The 13,610-nt window shown below is 67.5% G+C and carries 16 protein-coding genes; 7 read left to right on the top strand and 9 right to left on the bottom strand.

All coding sequences use genetic code 11. The features are described 5' to 3' along the window. Positions 1–86 precede the first annotated feature (86 nt). From AC07OZ_RS27500 to AC07OZ_RS27485, 4 genes are all read left to right on the top strand, one after another. The gene (locus AC07OZ_RS27500; RefSeq protein WP_495470210.1) at positions 87–494 is read left to right on the top strand and encodes an Hpt domain-containing protein; all 408 of its coding nucleotides are present in this window, start codon (positions 87–89) and stop codon (positions 492–494) included. Continuing rightward, on the top strand, positions 491–2,698 hold the full coding sequence (locus AC07OZ_RS27495) for a putative bifunctional diguanylate cyclase/phosphodiesterase (protein WP_495470209.1): 2,208 nt from the start codon (positions 491–493) through the stop codon (positions 2,696–2,698). The genes AC07OZ_RS27500 and AC07OZ_RS27495 overlap by 4 nt, the downstream gene beginning before the upstream one ends. A gap of 57 nt (positions 2,699–2,755) precedes the next feature. After that, entirely contained in the window at positions 2,756–4,621 is a 1,866-nt protein-coding gene (locus AC07OZ_RS27490; RefSeq protein ID WP_495470208.1) for a GGDEF domain-containing protein, read from the top strand. Between the two features lie 116 nt (positions 4,622–4,737). Beyond that, the gene (locus AC07OZ_RS27485; protein ID WP_495470207.1) at positions 4,738–5,328 is read left to right on the top strand and encodes a hypothetical protein; all 591 of its coding nucleotides are present in this window, start codon (positions 4,738–4,740) and stop codon (positions 5,326–5,328) included. A gap of 27 nt (positions 5,329–5,355) precedes the next feature. Here AC07OZ_RS27485 and AC07OZ_RS27480 read toward each other — a convergent pair whose 3' ends face one another. The 7 genes from AC07OZ_RS27480 to AC07OZ_RS27450 all read right to left on the bottom strand — a co-directional run bounded on the left by AC07OZ_RS27480 (position 5,356) and on the right by AC07OZ_RS27450 (position 10,591). Next, positions 5,356–5,871 (bottom strand): DUF1697 domain-containing protein, encoded by a 516-nt coding sequence (locus AC07OZ_RS27480; protein ID WP_495470206.1) that lies wholly within the window; start codon positions 5,869–5,871, stop codon positions 5,356–5,358. A 59-nt stretch (positions 5,872–5,930) separates the two neighbouring features. After that, on the bottom strand, positions 5,931–6,365 hold the full coding sequence (locus AC07OZ_RS27475) for a hypothetical protein (protein WP_495470205.1): 435 nt from the start codon (positions 6,363–6,365) through the stop codon (positions 5,931–5,933). Then, positions 6,355–6,939: a nucleotidyltransferase domain-containing protein gene (locus AC07OZ_RS27470; protein WP_495470204.1), complete on the bottom strand. Its 585-nt coding sequence runs from the start codon at positions 6,937–6,939 to the stop codon at positions 6,355–6,357. Before AC07OZ_RS27470 ends, AC07OZ_RS27475 begins: the two co-directional genes overlap by 11 nt. A 117-nt stretch (positions 6,940–7,056) precedes the next feature. Continuing rightward, positions 7,057–8,301, bottom strand: coding sequence for a DUF445 domain-containing protein (locus tag AC07OZ_RS27465; protein ID WP_495470203.1), 1,245 nt, complete (start codon positions 8,299–8,301; stop codon positions 7,057–7,059). A gap of 275 nt (positions 8,302–8,576) precedes the next feature. Beyond that, complete coding sequence (locus AC07OZ_RS27460; RefSeq protein ID WP_495470202.1) at positions 8,577–9,140, bottom strand: SMI1/KNR4 family protein; 564 nt, start codon at positions 9,138–9,140, stop codon at positions 8,577–8,579. 53 nt (positions 9,141–9,193) lie between these two features. Then, positions 9,194–9,571: a hypothetical protein gene (locus AC07OZ_RS27455; RefSeq protein ID WP_495470201.1), complete on the bottom strand. Its 378-nt coding sequence runs from the start codon at positions 9,569–9,571 to the stop codon at positions 9,194–9,196. Between the two features lie 279 nt (positions 9,572–9,850). Then, positions 9,851–10,591, bottom strand: coding sequence for a hypothetical protein (locus AC07OZ_RS27450; RefSeq protein ID WP_495470200.1), 741 nt, complete (start codon positions 10,589–10,591; stop codon positions 9,851–9,853). Between the two features lie 138 nt (positions 10,592–10,729). On the opposite strand from AC07OZ_RS27450, the gene AC07OZ_RS27445 reads away from it, so the two are divergent. Further along, complete coding sequence (locus tag AC07OZ_RS27445; RefSeq protein ID WP_495470199.1) at positions 10,730–11,524, top strand: hypothetical protein; 795 nt, start codon at positions 10,730–10,732, stop codon at positions 11,522–11,524. A 36-nt stretch (positions 11,525–11,560) separates the two neighbouring features. Here the strand turns inward: AC07OZ_RS27445 and AC07OZ_RS27440 are convergent, their stop codons facing one another. Together AC07OZ_RS27440 and AC07OZ_RS27435 are read right to left on the bottom strand one after the other, a co-directional pair. After that, positions 11,561–11,845, bottom strand: a complete 285-nt coding sequence (locus AC07OZ_RS27440; RefSeq protein ID WP_495470198.1) for a hypothetical protein — start codon at positions 11,843–11,845, stop codon at positions 11,561–11,563. A 37-nt stretch (positions 11,846–11,882) separates the two neighbouring features. After that, positions 11,883–12,383 carry an endonuclease V gene (locus AC07OZ_RS27435; protein WP_495470197.1) on the bottom strand — a complete coding sequence of 167 codons (501 nt, stop codon included), beginning with the start codon at positions 12,381–12,383 and terminating at the stop codon, positions 11,883–11,885. 119 nt (positions 12,384–12,502) lie between these two features. Between AC07OZ_RS27435 and AC07OZ_RS27430 the strand changes: the two genes are divergently transcribed. Together AC07OZ_RS27430 and AC07OZ_RS27425 are read left to right on the top strand one after the other, a co-directional pair. After that, positions 12,503–12,976 carry a hypothetical protein gene (locus AC07OZ_RS27430; RefSeq protein ID WP_495470196.1) on the top strand — a complete coding sequence of 158 codons (474 nt, stop codon included), beginning with the start codon at positions 12,503–12,505 and terminating at the stop codon, positions 12,974–12,976. A gap of 60 nt (positions 12,977–13,036) precedes the next feature. Continuing rightward, the gene (locus AC07OZ_RS27425) at positions 13,037–13,492 is read left to right on the top strand and encodes a GNAT family N-acetyltransferase (RefSeq protein ID WP_495470195.1); all 456 of its coding nucleotides are present in this window, start codon (positions 13,037–13,039) and stop codon (positions 13,490–13,492) included. The last annotated feature ends 118 nt before the right edge of the window (positions 13,493–13,610 follow it).

Here is a 13,610-nt window from a genome sequence, read left to right as displayed (position 1 = left end):
TGCTTTTTCGCGCGCTTGCATCCTTGCGGTGAACGACAATGGTCTGCAACTCCGCGTGGAACCGCCCGCGGCGCCATGATCAGAAGATGTCACCAGACTACGCCACGACCATGCCTTCCCGGACGCAGCCCGAACCCGCCGTGCTGGACGACCAGGCCCTCGCCCGTCTGCGCGAGTTGGACCCGTCGGGCGTGAACCACCTGCTGGAGCGTGTCGTGGCCGCCTTCCTGAAATCGCTGGACCAGCAGGAGCAGGTGCTGGCCCAAGGCCGCGACGCGCCGCGCGACCTGAACGCGCTGCGCCATGTGGCGCACACCTTGAAGTCGGCCGCGGCCAGCCTGGGCGCGACGGTGCTGTCGCAACGCTGCGCCGAGATCGAAAGCCTCGCCCGCGCCGGCCGCGAGGACGGCCTCGCCGACCTGGTCGGGACCGTGCTCGACGACATCGCCGCCGCCCGCCTCGCTATGCAGCAACTGGTGCAACCCTCACGATGAGCCGCGTCGTGATGGAAGGTGACCTGATCGAACGACCGCGCGTCCTGCTGGTGGACGACGACCCGGTCAACCTGATGCTGATCGAGGCGGCGCTGCAGGAACACGGCTTCGAGGTCACCGCGCTGACCGGCGGGCTGCAGGCGCTGCAGCTGGTCACGCAATGGACGCCCGAGCTGATCGTGCTGGACGCGCTGATGCCGGAACTGGACGGCTTCGAGACCTGCGAGCGGCTGCGCAACCTGCCCGGCTTCGAGAACGCGCCCATCCTGATGCTGACCGGCCTCGACGACGAGGCCTCGATCAACCGCGCCTACCAGGCCGGCGCGACCGACTTCTTCGTCAAGTCCACCCAATGGCGGCTGCTGGCCGGCCGGCTGCGCTACATGCTGCGCAGCTCGCGCACGCGCCAGGAGCTCGAGCGCAGCAAGTCCAAGCTGGCCCGCGCGCAAGACCTGGCCCGCATGGGCAGCTTCGAATGGCAGACCGGCCACGGCTTCAAGCTGGCCAACGAGGCGCTGCGCGTCTTCGGCCGCGGCCCCATCGATCCGCTGGACTTCATCGGCGTGATGCGCATGGTGCCGCGCGAGGAACGCCTGCTCTTCATGCGCCTGCTGCGCGACGTGGTCGCCCACAACTCGGTCCTGGTGACCGACCTGCCCTTCACGCTGCTGGACGGCCGCAAGCGCGTCATCCACATCGAGGCCGAGCCCGAGTTCAACGAACACGGCAACGCCTGCGGCTACACCGGCGTCATCCAGGACGTGACCGACCGCCGCATGGCCGAGGACCGCATCCGCGAGCTGGCCAACTTCGACGCGCTGACCGGCCTGCCGAACCGCCGCCAGCTGATGTGGCGCGCCGAGCGCGCCATCGAGGCCGGCCGTCGCATGGGCCATGAGGTCGGCCTGCTGCTGATCGACCTGGACCGCTTCAAGGTCATCAACGACACGCTGGGCCACGCCGCCGGCGACGACCTGCTGATGGAAGTCGGCCGCCGCCTGCGCTCCTGCGTGCGCCACAGCGACCAGGTGATGGAAGGCATGCTGGAATCGGTCGGCACGCGCTCCCACCGCACGCTGGAGGCGGTGGGCCGCCTGGGCGGCGACGAGTTCGTCGCGCTGCTGCCCGAGGTCGGCGACGAGAGCGACGCCGAACGGGTCGCCGAGCGCGTGCTGGAAGCCCTGCGCGAGCCCATCTTCATCGCCGGCCAGGAATGCTTCGTGACCGCGTCGGTGGGCATCTCGCTCTACCCGCGCGACGGCCTGACGATGGCCGACCTGCTGCGCAACGCCGACGTCGCGATGTACGCGGTCAAGAACCAGGGCCGCAACGCGTCGGCGCTGTACTCGCCGATGCTGGCGGGCCGCGGGCGCGAGAAGCTCGAGCTCGAATCCGCGCTGCACAAGGCGATCGAGCGTGACGAGCTGGTGCTCCATTACCAACCCAAGATCGACGTCCGCACCGCCCGCATGGTCGGCGCCGAGGCGCTGATGCGCTGGCGCCGCGGCAACACGCTGGTGCCGCCGGGCGACTTCATCCCGCTGGCCGAGGAAACCGGCCTGATCGTGCCGCTGTCCGAATGGGCGCTGCGCGAGGCCGCGCGCCAGGCCAAGGTCTGGCAACTGAACTTCGGCTTCAGCGAATCGATCGCGGTGAACCTGCCCAACCGGCTGTTCGAGCGCTCGGACCTGGTCGAGCACATCCACCAGTTCGTCAGCCAGTGGGGCGTGCCGCACCGCGCGATCCAGCTCGAGATCACCGAGACCGGCCTGATGAAGGACCTGCAGAGCGTGATCCCGTCGCTGCACCGGCTCAACGAGGTCGGCGTCGAGATCTCGATCGACGACTTCGGCACGGGCTACTCGTCGCTGGCGTATCTGACGACGCTGCCGATCTCCGAAGTGAAGATCGACCGCAGCTTCGTCCGAGACCTGGGCATCACGCCGCAGAGCTCGGCGGTGGTCACCGCGATCATCGCGCTGGCGCGTTCGCTGGGGCTGCAGGTCATCGCCGAGGGCGTCGAGACGCTGCGGCAGATGGAAGTGCTCAGACGCCTGGACTGCAGCCTGATGCAGGGTTTCCTGTTCAGCAAGCCGCTGCCGCCGGACGACCTGGAGCGCTGGCTCGCGCAGACCGTGCTGCCGCGCAAGGCCCCCTGGATCCTGCCGACGTCCGACGCCGGCGAAGACATTCCGACCCGCTGAGCCCGGTTCCGGCCGCGAGCGTCAGCGCCCCTCCCCGCATTCACCGAGTCCCGACCGATGCCGCAGCAGCCCCCCGCTCTCCTGGCAAAAGCGGCCCTGCGCCGGCTGGCGCTGGACAAGCTGGAACCCACCCCCGAGAACTACGCCCGCGCCTACGCGCAGGAGTCCGGAGAGCCCGCCCGCGGCGCCGCGAGCATGCAGTTGCCCGAACGCGCGCAGGCGTCCGTGGCAAGGCTGCTGGGTCTGGCCGTGCCCGATCCGCAGCAGCGCCAGGGCTTCGCGACGCAGGTGCGAGAAGGCAAGTGGGACGAGCTCCAGCGCGCGCTGGAAGCGCTGCAGCAGACGCATGGCCCCGGCGCGCAGGCCGAGCAGCTCGCCCAACTGATCGAGCGGATGATGCGCGGCCTGGAACGCGGCGGCCGGCAATGGACGCTGGCGCGCAAGAAGGACGGCGTGCTGCGCGTGTTGCAGAGCAACCGCAGCGACCCGCAACGACTGACCCTGCGCTTGAAGCAGCTAGTCGCGAGCTGGGATACCGACGTCAGCGACTCGCGCGTGGAAACACAGCCGGCGCCGCTGGATGGCGTCGAGGAGGAAGACGACGGCGAACGGACCGGCACGCCGACGCAGTTCTTCAGCGAAGAGGAAGCCGCGCAAGCGCCCGCGGAGGCGTCCGAGCCGGCGCGTTACGGCTCGCTCGACACGCTGATGGGCGACGCCAGCCCCGGCCTGCAATCGTGGCCGGAAGTCGGCACGCACCTGAACGGCACCGTGCGCCATGCGCTGCGCTCGGACGACGCGCGGGCGCAGGAACTCATCGACGAACTCGGCGTGGCGCACGCGGAGCTCATCCGCGACGGCGCGACGCCCGAGCGCGCAGCGCAGATGGATGCGCTGTGCATCCGCGCGCGCCGCTGGCTGGACCACCGCAATCACGCGTTCACCGAGCTCGGCAAGCTCTGCGGCGAGCTGACCGGCAGCCTGACCGACCTCGCCGAGGACGATTCCTGGGCGCAAGGCCAGTGCGAGGCGATGAGCCAGACGCTGGCGCAGGGCCTGACGGCGCGCAGCGTGCGCTCGGTCAGCGAGCTGCTGCACGGCACGCGCGAGCGCCAGCACAGCCTGCGCGAGGAGCGCAGCCGCGCCCGCGACGCGCTGAAGGGCCTGATCAACCGGATGCTGCAGGAGCTCGGCGAGCTCGGCCAGCACACCGACCGCTTCAGCGACAGCGTCGGCAAGTACGCCACTGTGATCGAGCAGGCGGACTCGCTGGAGAGCCTGGCGGGCGTGGTGCGCGAGATGGTCGAGGAAAGCCGCAGCGTGCAGTCGCTGGTGCAGAACACGCAAGGCCGACTGCGCGACGAACACGACCGCGCGACGCAGCTCGCCAGTCGCGTCGAGCAACTGGAAGGCGAATTGCGCCGTCTGTCCAGCGAGGTCCAGACCGACCAGCTCACGCAGGTGGCCAACCGTCGCGGCCTGATCGCGACTTTCGAGACCGAGCGGGCCAAGCTCGACCGCGATCCCAAGCCGCTGGCGCTGGCGCTGCTGGACATCGACAACTTCAAGAAGCTCAACGACAACCTCGGCCACGCGGCCGGCGACGAGGCGCTGAAGGCGCTGGCGTCGCGGGTGTCGGGGCTGCTGCGGCCTGGCGACAAGGTCGGACGCTGGGGCGGCGAGGAGTTCGTGCTGATCCTGCCCGAGGCGCCGCTCGACGAGGCGCAGGCGGTACTGCTGCGGCTGCAGCGATCGCTGTCGGCCAGCCTGTTCATGCACGAGGGGCGCGACGTCTTCGTCACGTTCTCGGCGGGCGTGACGCTGTTCCGCGCGGGAGAGACGATGGAGCAGGCGCTGGACCGCGCCGACGAAGCGCTCTACGAGGCCAAGCGCACCGGCAAGAACCGGGCGTGCGTCGCCTGAGGCGCATCATGCGTGTGAACCGGCGCGACTGAAGGACTGAAGCCGCCGGTCCGCTCAACTGCCTTCGATTGCCCTCGATGGCGCCGCAACCCGGCGCCGCGCCAGGAGCCCGACCGATGGACCACGCCGCGATCGATCCCACCCAGTTCATCCACATCCGGATGGTGCTGAGCATGGTGGTCAGCCTGTCGATCGCGCGGCTGCTGTCGGGGCTGGCGAAGTTCGTGCAGCACCCGGGCCGGCTGAAGGTCGACGGCGTCCACCTGCTGTGGGTGCTCTACATGCTGGTGACCCTGATCCACTTCTGGTGGTGGGAGTTCGCGCTCAGTCGCGTCGGCCCGTGGCACTTCATGCAGTTCGTGTTCGTGGTCGGCTACAGCGCGGTGCTGTACCTGCTGTGCGCGATCCTCTTCCCCGACGACATCGCCGAGTACGCCGGCTACCGCGATTACTTCATGTCGCGCAGACGCTGGTTCTTCGGGATCCTGGCGTTCACGCTGCTGCTGGACGTGGCGGACAGCGGGCTCAAGGGCACGGCGCACCTGCAGGAACTGGGGACGGCCTACGCCGTGAAGACGGCCGCGGCGATCGTGCTGTGCGGCGTCGCGGCGCTGGTCACCAGCCGGCGCTTCCAGTGGGCGCTGGTGCTGGTCGCGCTGGCGGTGCAGCAGTGGTGGATCCTACGGCTCTACAACGTGCTGTCGTGAGCCCGGCGCCCCGCCAGCCTTGATGCCTCAGGCCTTGATGCACTTGCGCACCGTGTCCACGGTGCGCGTCGTGATCTGCTTGCCGAAGGTCTTCTCCAGCATCGTCATGAACAGCGGGCCCTTGTCGTTGGGCAGGTAGTGGCTGTAGACCTCGACGCCGTCGAGCTTGCAGATCGCGGCGCCCTCGCCTTCCAGCGGCAGCGAGACCTGACCCTCGTGCGGTCTCTTGAGGAAGGTGATCAGGCGCTTGGCCGCGGCCGGCGGGTTGAACGCGTCGTGGTGGTCGGCGTCGACGAGGCGCGCCAGGTGCTCGACCGGCCGCACGGTGGTGCCGAAGGTCTTGCCCAGCGTGTCGGTCATCGCCTGCTCGGCGATGCGTTCGAGTTCATCGACCGGCGCGCCGTCATGATTGAACACCACGTTGCCGCTGGAGATCACCGTCTTCACCCGCGTGAAGCCGGCGGCCTCGAACGCGCGGATCAGGTCCGGCATCCTGGCGTTCATCGGGCTGACACCGCGGAGGAAGGCGACGTAACGGGGCATGGTGAGATTCCGGGAAGTGCAGGAGACGCCGGAGTCTACGTGCGGTCGGAGCGGTGCCGCTACGGCTTCACCGCAAGCAGCGACAACAACTCCGGGACGATGCGCTCCATCAGCGCCAGCGCCTCGTCGACATCCTTCGATGTCGCGGGGACGCCTTGATACTGGTCGTTCCGCAGATCACGGATGGCATCGAGTTGGTCGAAGACATTCGATGACAACCCAGCGTAAGCGCAAGCCGCTTCCAGCGCCTGGACGTGATGACCGTCTGCGGAGGTGCAGCGCCATCCCTTGGAACACAGCAACGCAAAGCTCAGGTTGAGGATCGCGTCGTAGGCGGCGCCGAGCCGTGTCGTGCTGGAGTTCTCCGCACGAAGCGAGTCAGCGACCTTGCCCTCGGAGATCGTGACCCAGCCCTTGATGGAACTGACGTTGAACGGTGCCTTGCGGAAGACCTTGCTGCCTTCCTTGTAGAAATCCTCTGGCTTACGGAGCATGCAGCGATCCTTTGAGCTCGATGGTCGGATGACCGAGGATGTCGAGCACAAAGGGGTTGCGATCTTCGCGTGCCTGCCGCCAGTCCTCGGGCGTGTAGACCAGCACGTTGACGGCCCGCTTCAGCGCGCGCCCGGCTGGTTTGAAGTGAGCCTGAGCTTGAAGGCGCGAGAGGTCGGCGGTCAACACGAGAAGATCAACATCGCTGTCGGAATGCATGTCTGCGCGTGCCGCTGACCCAAATAGCGCAGCAACTTCCACCTGTCCTTTGATGGACGCGAGATGCTCCCGCATGACCCGGACAAGTACGCTGTCCTGCATCACCAGCGCGCGCAGCGGAGAAAGCGCGGGATCGGTGGAGGCCTGAAAGACCGGCAGACCCCGAACGGCCTTGCGATCGACCAGGCCGACCTCCGCCCAGCGGCGGAGCCAACGCGACGCATTGCCCGCATCGATCTCGGCAGCGGCCGCCAGCTCGCGTGTGCCGAATTCGCGTTCGGGCTGTTCATAGAGGCAACGAAGCGCGCGGTAGCGTCCCGCGCCGCCCACAAGCTCGTTCATCAATGCCGTGTTCATCGCAGAAAACGCTTGGAGATCGATGTTGTTGATTAGGCCACAGTCGATGCTCAATGTACAACGAACGATGTTTATTGAACAACGATCATCGTCGATTCGTCCGTCGACCGACTACCTTCAGCGCTGTGCCAGGATCGTCACCGCATACAGCAGCAGCCCGATGACGCCGCCCACCAGCGTGCCGTTCAAGCGGATGAACTGCAGGTCGCGGCCGACGCTGAGCTCGATCTGCCGCACAAGGCTGCGGTCATCCCAATCCTTGACGGTCGAGGCGATGTGGCGCGTGATGCCTTCGCGCATGCTGCCGACCATGCGGCCGGCAGCGGACAGCACATGCTCGTTGATCGCCTGCACGAGCGCCGGATCGCGGCTCAGCCGGTCGCCGAGCGCTGCCAGCGACTGGTCCAGATGCCGCATCAGCACGGAGTCGTCACGGCGCAGGTCCTGCTCGATGGTGGCGCGGACCTCAGTCCACACGCCGTCGAGGTAGGCGCGCACGTCGTCGCTCTGCACGACGCGGTCCTTCATCGCGTTGACCTCGCTCGCGAACTCGGGGTCGTGGCGCAAGCGCTCGATGAACTCGTGGATCCAATCGTCGAACTGGCGACGCACCGAGTGGTCGGGCTGCGAGAGCGCCGTCTGCACTTCCTCCACCAACTGCAGCGCGAGCTTGTCGGACAGGCTGTCGGCCATCTTGTCGACGTTGGCGATGGTGTCGACGAGCTTGATCGCCTTCGGCCATTGGGTGCTGGCGAACTTCACCAGCCGCGCGGCGACGAGCGCCCTCACCTCGGGCGTGGAGAGGTAGTCGCGGAGCTTGGACAGCGCGCCGTCGAGCACGTCCTGATGGCGGCCGGACTTGGTCAGCACGTCCAGGACCGAGGCGGCCGTGCCGGTCGCGTTCCAGGACAGCGCGCGGGCGACCAGGAACTCGCCGATGGCGCGGCGCACGGCCTGCTCGTTGAGCAGCGAGAGCGCCTCGACGGCCATGGTGCGCACGGAGCCGGTGACCTGCGCGAGGTTGACGGGCTCGCGCAGCCATTGGCCGAGGCGTTCGGCGGGATTGAGGATCTCCAGCTTCTGAAGCAGGACCTCGGGGTGGAGGAAGTTGTCGCGGACGAACTCGGCGAGGCTGTCGGCGATGCGGTGCTTGCCCTGCGGGATGAGCGCGGTGTGCGGGATCGGCAGCCCGAGCGGGTGGCGGAACAGCGCGACCACGGCGAACCAGTCGGCCAGGCCGCCGATGGCGGCGGCCTCGCAGAAGGCCTTGAGCCAGGCCCACGGGCCCTGCGCGCCCATCACGAGACTGACGATCAAGCCGGCGAGCGAGGCCAGCAGGCAGCCGAGCGCCACCCGCTTCATGCGGCGCAGGTCGGCGGCGCGAGGGTCGGAAGGACTCGGTGAGGAGATCAAGGGCATCGGCGACGGGGCGGCAGATTCGGTGCCTGGGGCACTGCCTGGGCGGAGCGATGGAGAGCTTGTATCACCTCAGACCCGGCACGCCCGACTTAGTAGGACACCACGGCGACGCCATCCGGATGGCGAGTCCTCGCTGGGCAAGATGACCTCGTCGAAGCTGACCGGCGCGTGGAAGCCTTCCGCGTCCTTGCGGGTTTCCATGCGACCCGTTAGAAGCGTCAGGCGTCGTCCTTGGGCACCAGACCACCGTAGTCGTCCGAGTACACGTACTCGCCGGCCAAGACGGCCGAGACGTACTGCCTCAGCCACGCTCCGAAGCTCTTCGCAAGGATCTCTCTCTCGCTCGAGTCGTGCCACATCGTGATCACCTGGCCGACTTCTCCACCCTCATCCGGCGCGAGGTCGAGGCAATAGTGATCGCCTGCGCCGTTGTAGGTGAAAGGGATCCAGAGCGCGTTCCACCAATCGCTGCGCACGCCCTCTTCGGGCTCGGACTCGATGCCGTCGAAGTCGCCCGATTCGAGCAACTCCTTCCAGACCGTCCATTCGTCGAGGATGGCTTCGGTGGACAGGAAATCGGCGTTGTCGAAGAGCCCGCCGGCCGAGTCCGATTGCCCGTTGTGGACCTTCAGGCAGTCGATGAAGTCCTGAGGGAGTCGAGCGCCGAGCGCCTGCTCCAGCGCGGAGATCTCCTCGTCCGTCGCGGGCGGGTTGAGGGACTCCAGCCCTTCGGGCCAGTTGTCGGCGAGCCAGTCCTCGAACTGTTTCCAGAGATCGTTCATCAGTGCCACTCCTTCGATGCGCCCTTCCCCAGGGCCGGCGTGTCGATTCCCGCTCAGAAGTCCCGGTACTCCCCACCCGGCTCACCGTCGTATTCATCGGGGTCCACGCCACAGACTTGCACGGCATCGATGAACAGCGGGACCAGCAACTCCCGCTCGTCGGTTTCGAGCAGGCCACCGTCGGTGGCCTCCATGACCTCATGCAACCCGTCGTAGAGCTGCTTCATCTCGGCCAGCACCAAGGCGTCCGTCGCCGGTTCCGGCAGGGCCTTCAGGCGATCGAAGAACGCCTGGATCTCGGCATCCACGGCATCGGTCGCCGCCTGCGTATGCGCCGAACCCTCCACCTCGCGCATGGCCGTCCAGTGCGCCTCGATCTCGGGCCTCTTGTCGGCCAGCAGATCGTCCAGCCGTTGATTGCGCTCGCTCATGGCTCCATCTCCCTCAGGTGGTATTGCGCCGCTCCGCCGCAGCGTGCGGGACTCTATCAAAGCAGGCACAGGCGTCGAGAGCCAGACCGGCCGCCCCGACACCCCGTCGACGATCGGGAAGAAGCTATCCGGCGTTGGTGGCAGGAGCGTGAAAGTGAACCCATGGCACTCCGGCATCGTCCAGTGGCGTCTCGGCGAGGCGCGTCCGGCGGGAGAGAACTGATGCCAGACATGGGCGAGTCGACCCCTCATCAGGGAACGCGATGAGGGTGTGGCCGGTCATCGCGTCGACAGCTTGATCGACCAACCGTCGAGGCGTTGCGCCACGAGGGCGCGGAGACGCTCCTCGTCGGCGCCGATGAGACTGATCGCCCCGGAGTACCCACCGGGAATGTGCTGCAGTGGATGGTGAAGGACTTCGACGCTCGCAAGCTCCGATCGCAGGGGGACCGGCTCAGCCCTTTCAACAATGCGGAAGCTGCCGTCGGGCTCCTTGCGACTGCGTTCCACGACGGCCAACTTGAATACGGCGCCAATCGGAACGTTCAGCCTGCCAGCATTGGTCACCACCCAGCGCCCATCGGGTAGCTGACGATCGACCAGCACCTCATGGCGCGGCAGGTCCCCGCTCCTGAACGTCGCCCGGGCGCCAGCGCGAATGCAAGCCGCCTCCGCGCGTTCGACCTCGAAATCGAGAAACAGCCCGAGGTCCCAGATCAACCGCCCTTCCCGATGCTGCGCTTCCAGCTTGAACGGCTCGAAGCGCTGCGCAAAGGAGAGCGCATGCTTCAGCTTGAGCAGCAGCTTGAGGGCCTCCCTTTCGGAGTCGATGGTGACCGTGCCCGTGAACAGCTCGTTGCCCTTCGTTCCGGTGAGATCCGGGACGAAGTTGCAATGGACAGCGATCTCGCCGCCGCAGTTCTGGCATTGCCAGATCTCCATCGCCGATGGGGTCTCGGGCGCAGTGAACGTCGTGCCGCCGCAGGTGGGGCAATCCGAGGTTCGATCACGGGAAAGCATGGTTCTTTCACAAGAGAGTCCGGACCTCGAAGCATACGGTCCGCCCACGCCGCCGCGCGCGGCGTGGAGGAGTTGGCATGGCGCCCGGCCTGCCGGATTCGACAATCCCGCCTCGACCACAACAAGGCTTCAACAGTCATGGCCAACAGGGAATCCCGCGACGACGTCACCCGGTCCAGCGGCTCACGGCAGCGCGGCGCGCTGCAGCGGATCGGCGCCTTCTTCGGCGCCTGGTTCAAACCCGCCTCGAGCGGCACGCCGAGCGGCGCAGGCACCGAGGCCACTCCGCTCTGGACGCGCGAGCCGCTCGTCGAGCCCGGCCCGCCGCAACCGGACCACGCCCGGCTCCTCGACGCGACCCGCGCCCAGCACGCCGAGCGCCTCCAGCGCATGGACGCCGCCGCGCTGGCGGCCGTCAAGGGCGCGGCGCCGCCGTGGATGCAGCGGTCCGACGCGCTGCATGAGGTCCTCGTGCAACAGGAACTGCTGCTCACGAAGGGGCGGATCGTCTGGGCCGGGCTGGTCCAGGCCAACCGGCTCCTGTTCTCGCCCGGTGAGGTCGACAGCGCCGCGGCCATCGTGCATTCCGCCGATGCCTACTTCGACGACCATCCGCAGGAGATGAGGCACATCAGCCAGGCGTACTACGCGCTCAAGAACACGGAGCAGACCGACCCGGCGCTGAAGGAGGTCTCGCGCCGCGTCACCGACGAGATGAGCCGCCAGATGGGTCAGGTCGTGCCTGGCGTGTTCTCGCGCCGACCGCTGCAGGACTCCACCATCGTCGTCTTCCGCAAGCACCTGCCCACGGGCGTGCTGCTGCACGGACTCCTGCCCCTGCTGACCCACCCGTCGACCCCGGCCGTCATGATCCTGCCCGCCGAGTTCTGGCCGGAGGAGCTGGTGCTGCGCTGGAAGGCTCAGGCGCTCTGAGACGTTCTGGCCGTCCAGCGCCTCCAACGGTCTCGGTCAGACGTCGATGCCCAATGGGCGAAAGACGTCGAGCTGATGGATGACCCACGCTCTGAACTCCGCTTCGGAGATCGGGTTCTCGACCGGGAGCACCCCTGGCCAAACGCGCGTTGCCATTCCGATCCAGTCTTCGCCCAGTTGCTTGATGGCGGGGTTCGAGTTGTAGTGCTTGGCAGCGAATGCGAAGGTGACGGCCTCGCAGCAGACGAAGGAGAAGTGGATATCCCCCGCGATGTAGGCGCGCGCGCAGTCGATCAACTTGCGGAGTTCAGGGATTGCCATCGTTGAGCGTCGCCAGGGCGAACCGTTGCGGCGGGCATCAGTCCGCGTTCTTCGCAAGGCGGGCGGCGAGCTTCATGAGCGTCGGCACGCGCTTCCTGCCGTGCATGGATCGCAGCCGCACCTTGGCCGCGCCGATGTCGATGCCCGCGCAGGTCACCACCAGCGGCGGCGTTTCCTCTTCGCGCATGACCTCGAACTGCGACGACAGGCCCGGCAGGCTCTTCTTCGACACGCCGACGACGGGCACCCCGCCACCCAGCGCGTGATGCAGGTGCTGGCCGAGGCCAGGCGTGTCGTCGGCATCCAGGTGGACGAAGCCGTCGATCAGGACGAGCTCGGGCTCCAGGCTGTGCTCGCGCAGCAGCTGCATCACGCAGGGCAGTTCCCGCAGGTCGAGTTCGCCGCGGACGGCCTTCTCGACATGAGCGATGCGCGAGACATAGGTCTTCGCCGCTTCAGCGGCATCCCAGGCATCGAACGCCACGGCGGCGGCATTGGCCTGCGCGCCATCGAAATGAACAGCCACTACAAGTTTCATGCGGGGATTATGAGTCGCGCATTCCGAGGTCCGTCGATCCATGCGCTCACCGGATGCGATCGAGCGTCCGATTGGCCGGGACGTCCCGCTCATAAGATCCGCCTCTGGAGAATGCCCCCATGAAGAGCCACCCCGTTCTGCAATCGAGCACCGCGGTCATCCTGGCACTACTGACCTTGACCGCTCACGCGGTGCAGCCGGGAGTGCCGACGTACCGCATGCCGTCCATCAACGCCAAAGACCACTTCGCCGTGGCGACGCGGGGCGGCTATCAATACGCGCTGTCCGCGCAGCCCTGCGGCTACCCCGCGGTGACACGCCACCTTGAGGCGGGTCACGCGATGGCGTGCAAGGACGTGGCAGGCGGGTGCATCGATCCGTCGACCGCCAAGGTCTCGCCCTGGAAGAGCGCGCTGGTGATGTATCCCGATATGCGCCACGTGTCCGAGTCCTGCTGGAAGGCGACTGCCGTTTCTGACGCGGCCAAGCGGGGCAAGACCGAGATGGCCTCGATCTGCGCTCCGGACGATACGAACCGCCACATGGCCTGCGAGCTCATCCCGATGAGCGACTTCAAGCCGCTGGTCGAGTGATAGGAGCACTGCGGCCGAGGCCGGGGCAAGGGCCCGGGGTGAGGTACCGACAATGCCCGCATGGAAACCCCCTGGATCATCCGGCGCGTCGCCCCTTCCGACGCTGATCAAGTCGCGGCGCATGGCTGCTTTCGCGAGGACGACGCCGAGCGTCGCCCCGCCTACTCGGCCTGGGTGAAGCCGCGCATCGGGTCCGGGAGCTATCTGGGCTGGTTCGCCGTCGACGACGGGATCGTCGTGGGGGGCGCCGGCGTAGTCCTGCTGGACTGGGGACCCACGCGCGGCAATCCCGGCGGGCAGATGGCCCGGGTCACGAATGTCTTCACCGCCGGCACCCATCGCCGCCGCGGGGTCGCGAAGGCGCTCGTCGTGACCGCGCTCGAGCACCTGCGCCGGCTGGGCATCAACGAGGTCCGGCTCGGCGCGACCGAGGACGCGCGGGAGCTCTATCGATCGCTGGGGTTCACAGAGTACGCGGCGGAAATGCGGACACGGTTGCAGACGACCGAGGGGTAAAGCGGCGGACTCGCGCGTGGGGCACCGGTTGGGTCCCCTCGGCGGTCGCTGGCGACCGTTCTATCGGTGTGCTTCAGGCGCCACTGGGAGTGGCCCCTCCCACCCTGAATTCCTCCGC

The organism is Roseateles sp. GW821-FHT09G03, from assembly GCF_059416045.1.
The sequence above is the reverse complement of the archived record's forward strand: the minus strand, read 5'-3'. Positions and strand labels throughout refer to the sequence as shown.

What these genes read in the sequence shown, in the direction of transcription:
- AC07OZ_RS27435 (WP_495470197.1), bottom strand. Translation starts at nt 12,383, where the DNA reads ATGAAACTTGTAGTGGCTGTTCATTTCGATGGCGCGCAGGCCAATGCC.
- AC07OZ_RS27430 (WP_495470196.1), top strand. Translation starts at nt 12,503, where the DNA reads ATGAAGAGCCACCCCGTTCTGCAATCGAGCACCGCGGTCATCCTGGCA.
- AC07OZ_RS27455 (WP_495470201.1), bottom strand. Translation starts at nt 9,571, where the DNA reads ATGAGCGAGCGCAATCAACGGCTGGACGATCTGCTGGCCGACAAGAGG.
- AC07OZ_RS27465 (WP_495470203.1), bottom strand. Translation starts at nt 8,301, where the DNA reads ATGAAGCGGGTGGCGCTCGGCTGCCTGCTGGCCTCGCTCGCCGGCTTG.
- AC07OZ_RS27495 (WP_495470209.1), top strand. Translation starts at nt 491, where the DNA reads ATGAGCCGCGTCGTGATGGAAGGTGACCTGATCGAACGACCGCGCGTC.
- AC07OZ_RS27480 (WP_495470206.1), bottom strand. Translation starts at nt 5,871, where the DNA reads ATGCCCCGTTACGTCGCCTTCCTCCGCGGTGTCAGCCCGATGAACGCC.
- AC07OZ_RS27460 (WP_495470202.1), bottom strand. Translation starts at nt 9,140, where the DNA reads ATGAACGATCTCTGGAAACAGTTCGAGGACTGGCTCGCCGACAACTGG.
- AC07OZ_RS27485 (WP_495470207.1), top strand. Translation starts at nt 4,738, where the DNA reads ATGGACCACGCCGCGATCGATCCCACCCAGTTCATCCACATCCGGATG.
- AC07OZ_RS27470 (WP_495470204.1), bottom strand. Translation starts at nt 6,939, where the DNA reads ATGAACACGGCATTGATGAACGAGCTTGTGGGCGGCGCGGGACGCTAC.
- AC07OZ_RS27490 (WP_495470208.1), top strand. Translation starts at nt 2,756, where the DNA reads ATGCCGCAGCAGCCCCCCGCTCTCCTGGCAAAAGCGGCCCTGCGCCGG.
- AC07OZ_RS27450 (WP_495470200.1), bottom strand. Translation starts at nt 10,591, where the DNA reads ATGCTTTCCCGTGATCGAACCTCGGATTGCCCCACCTGCGGCGGCACG.
- AC07OZ_RS27475 (WP_495470205.1), bottom strand. Translation starts at nt 6,365, where the DNA reads ATGCTCCGTAAGCCAGAGGATTTCTACAAGGAAGGCAGCAAGGTCTTC.
- AC07OZ_RS27500 (WP_495470210.1), top strand. Translation starts at nt 87, where the DNA reads ATGTCACCAGACTACGCCACGACCATGCCTTCCCGGACGCAGCCCGAA.
- AC07OZ_RS27440 (WP_495470198.1), bottom strand. Translation starts at nt 11,845, where the DNA reads ATGGCAATCCCTGAACTCCGCAAGTTGATCGACTGCGCGCGCGCCTAC.
- AC07OZ_RS27445 (WP_495470199.1), top strand. Translation starts at nt 10,730, where the DNA reads ATGGCCAACAGGGAATCCCGCGACGACGTCACCCGGTCCAGCGGCTCA.
- AC07OZ_RS27425 (WP_495470195.1), top strand. Translation starts at nt 13,037, where the DNA reads ATGGAAACCCCCTGGATCATCCGGCGCGTCGCCCCTTCCGACGCTGAT.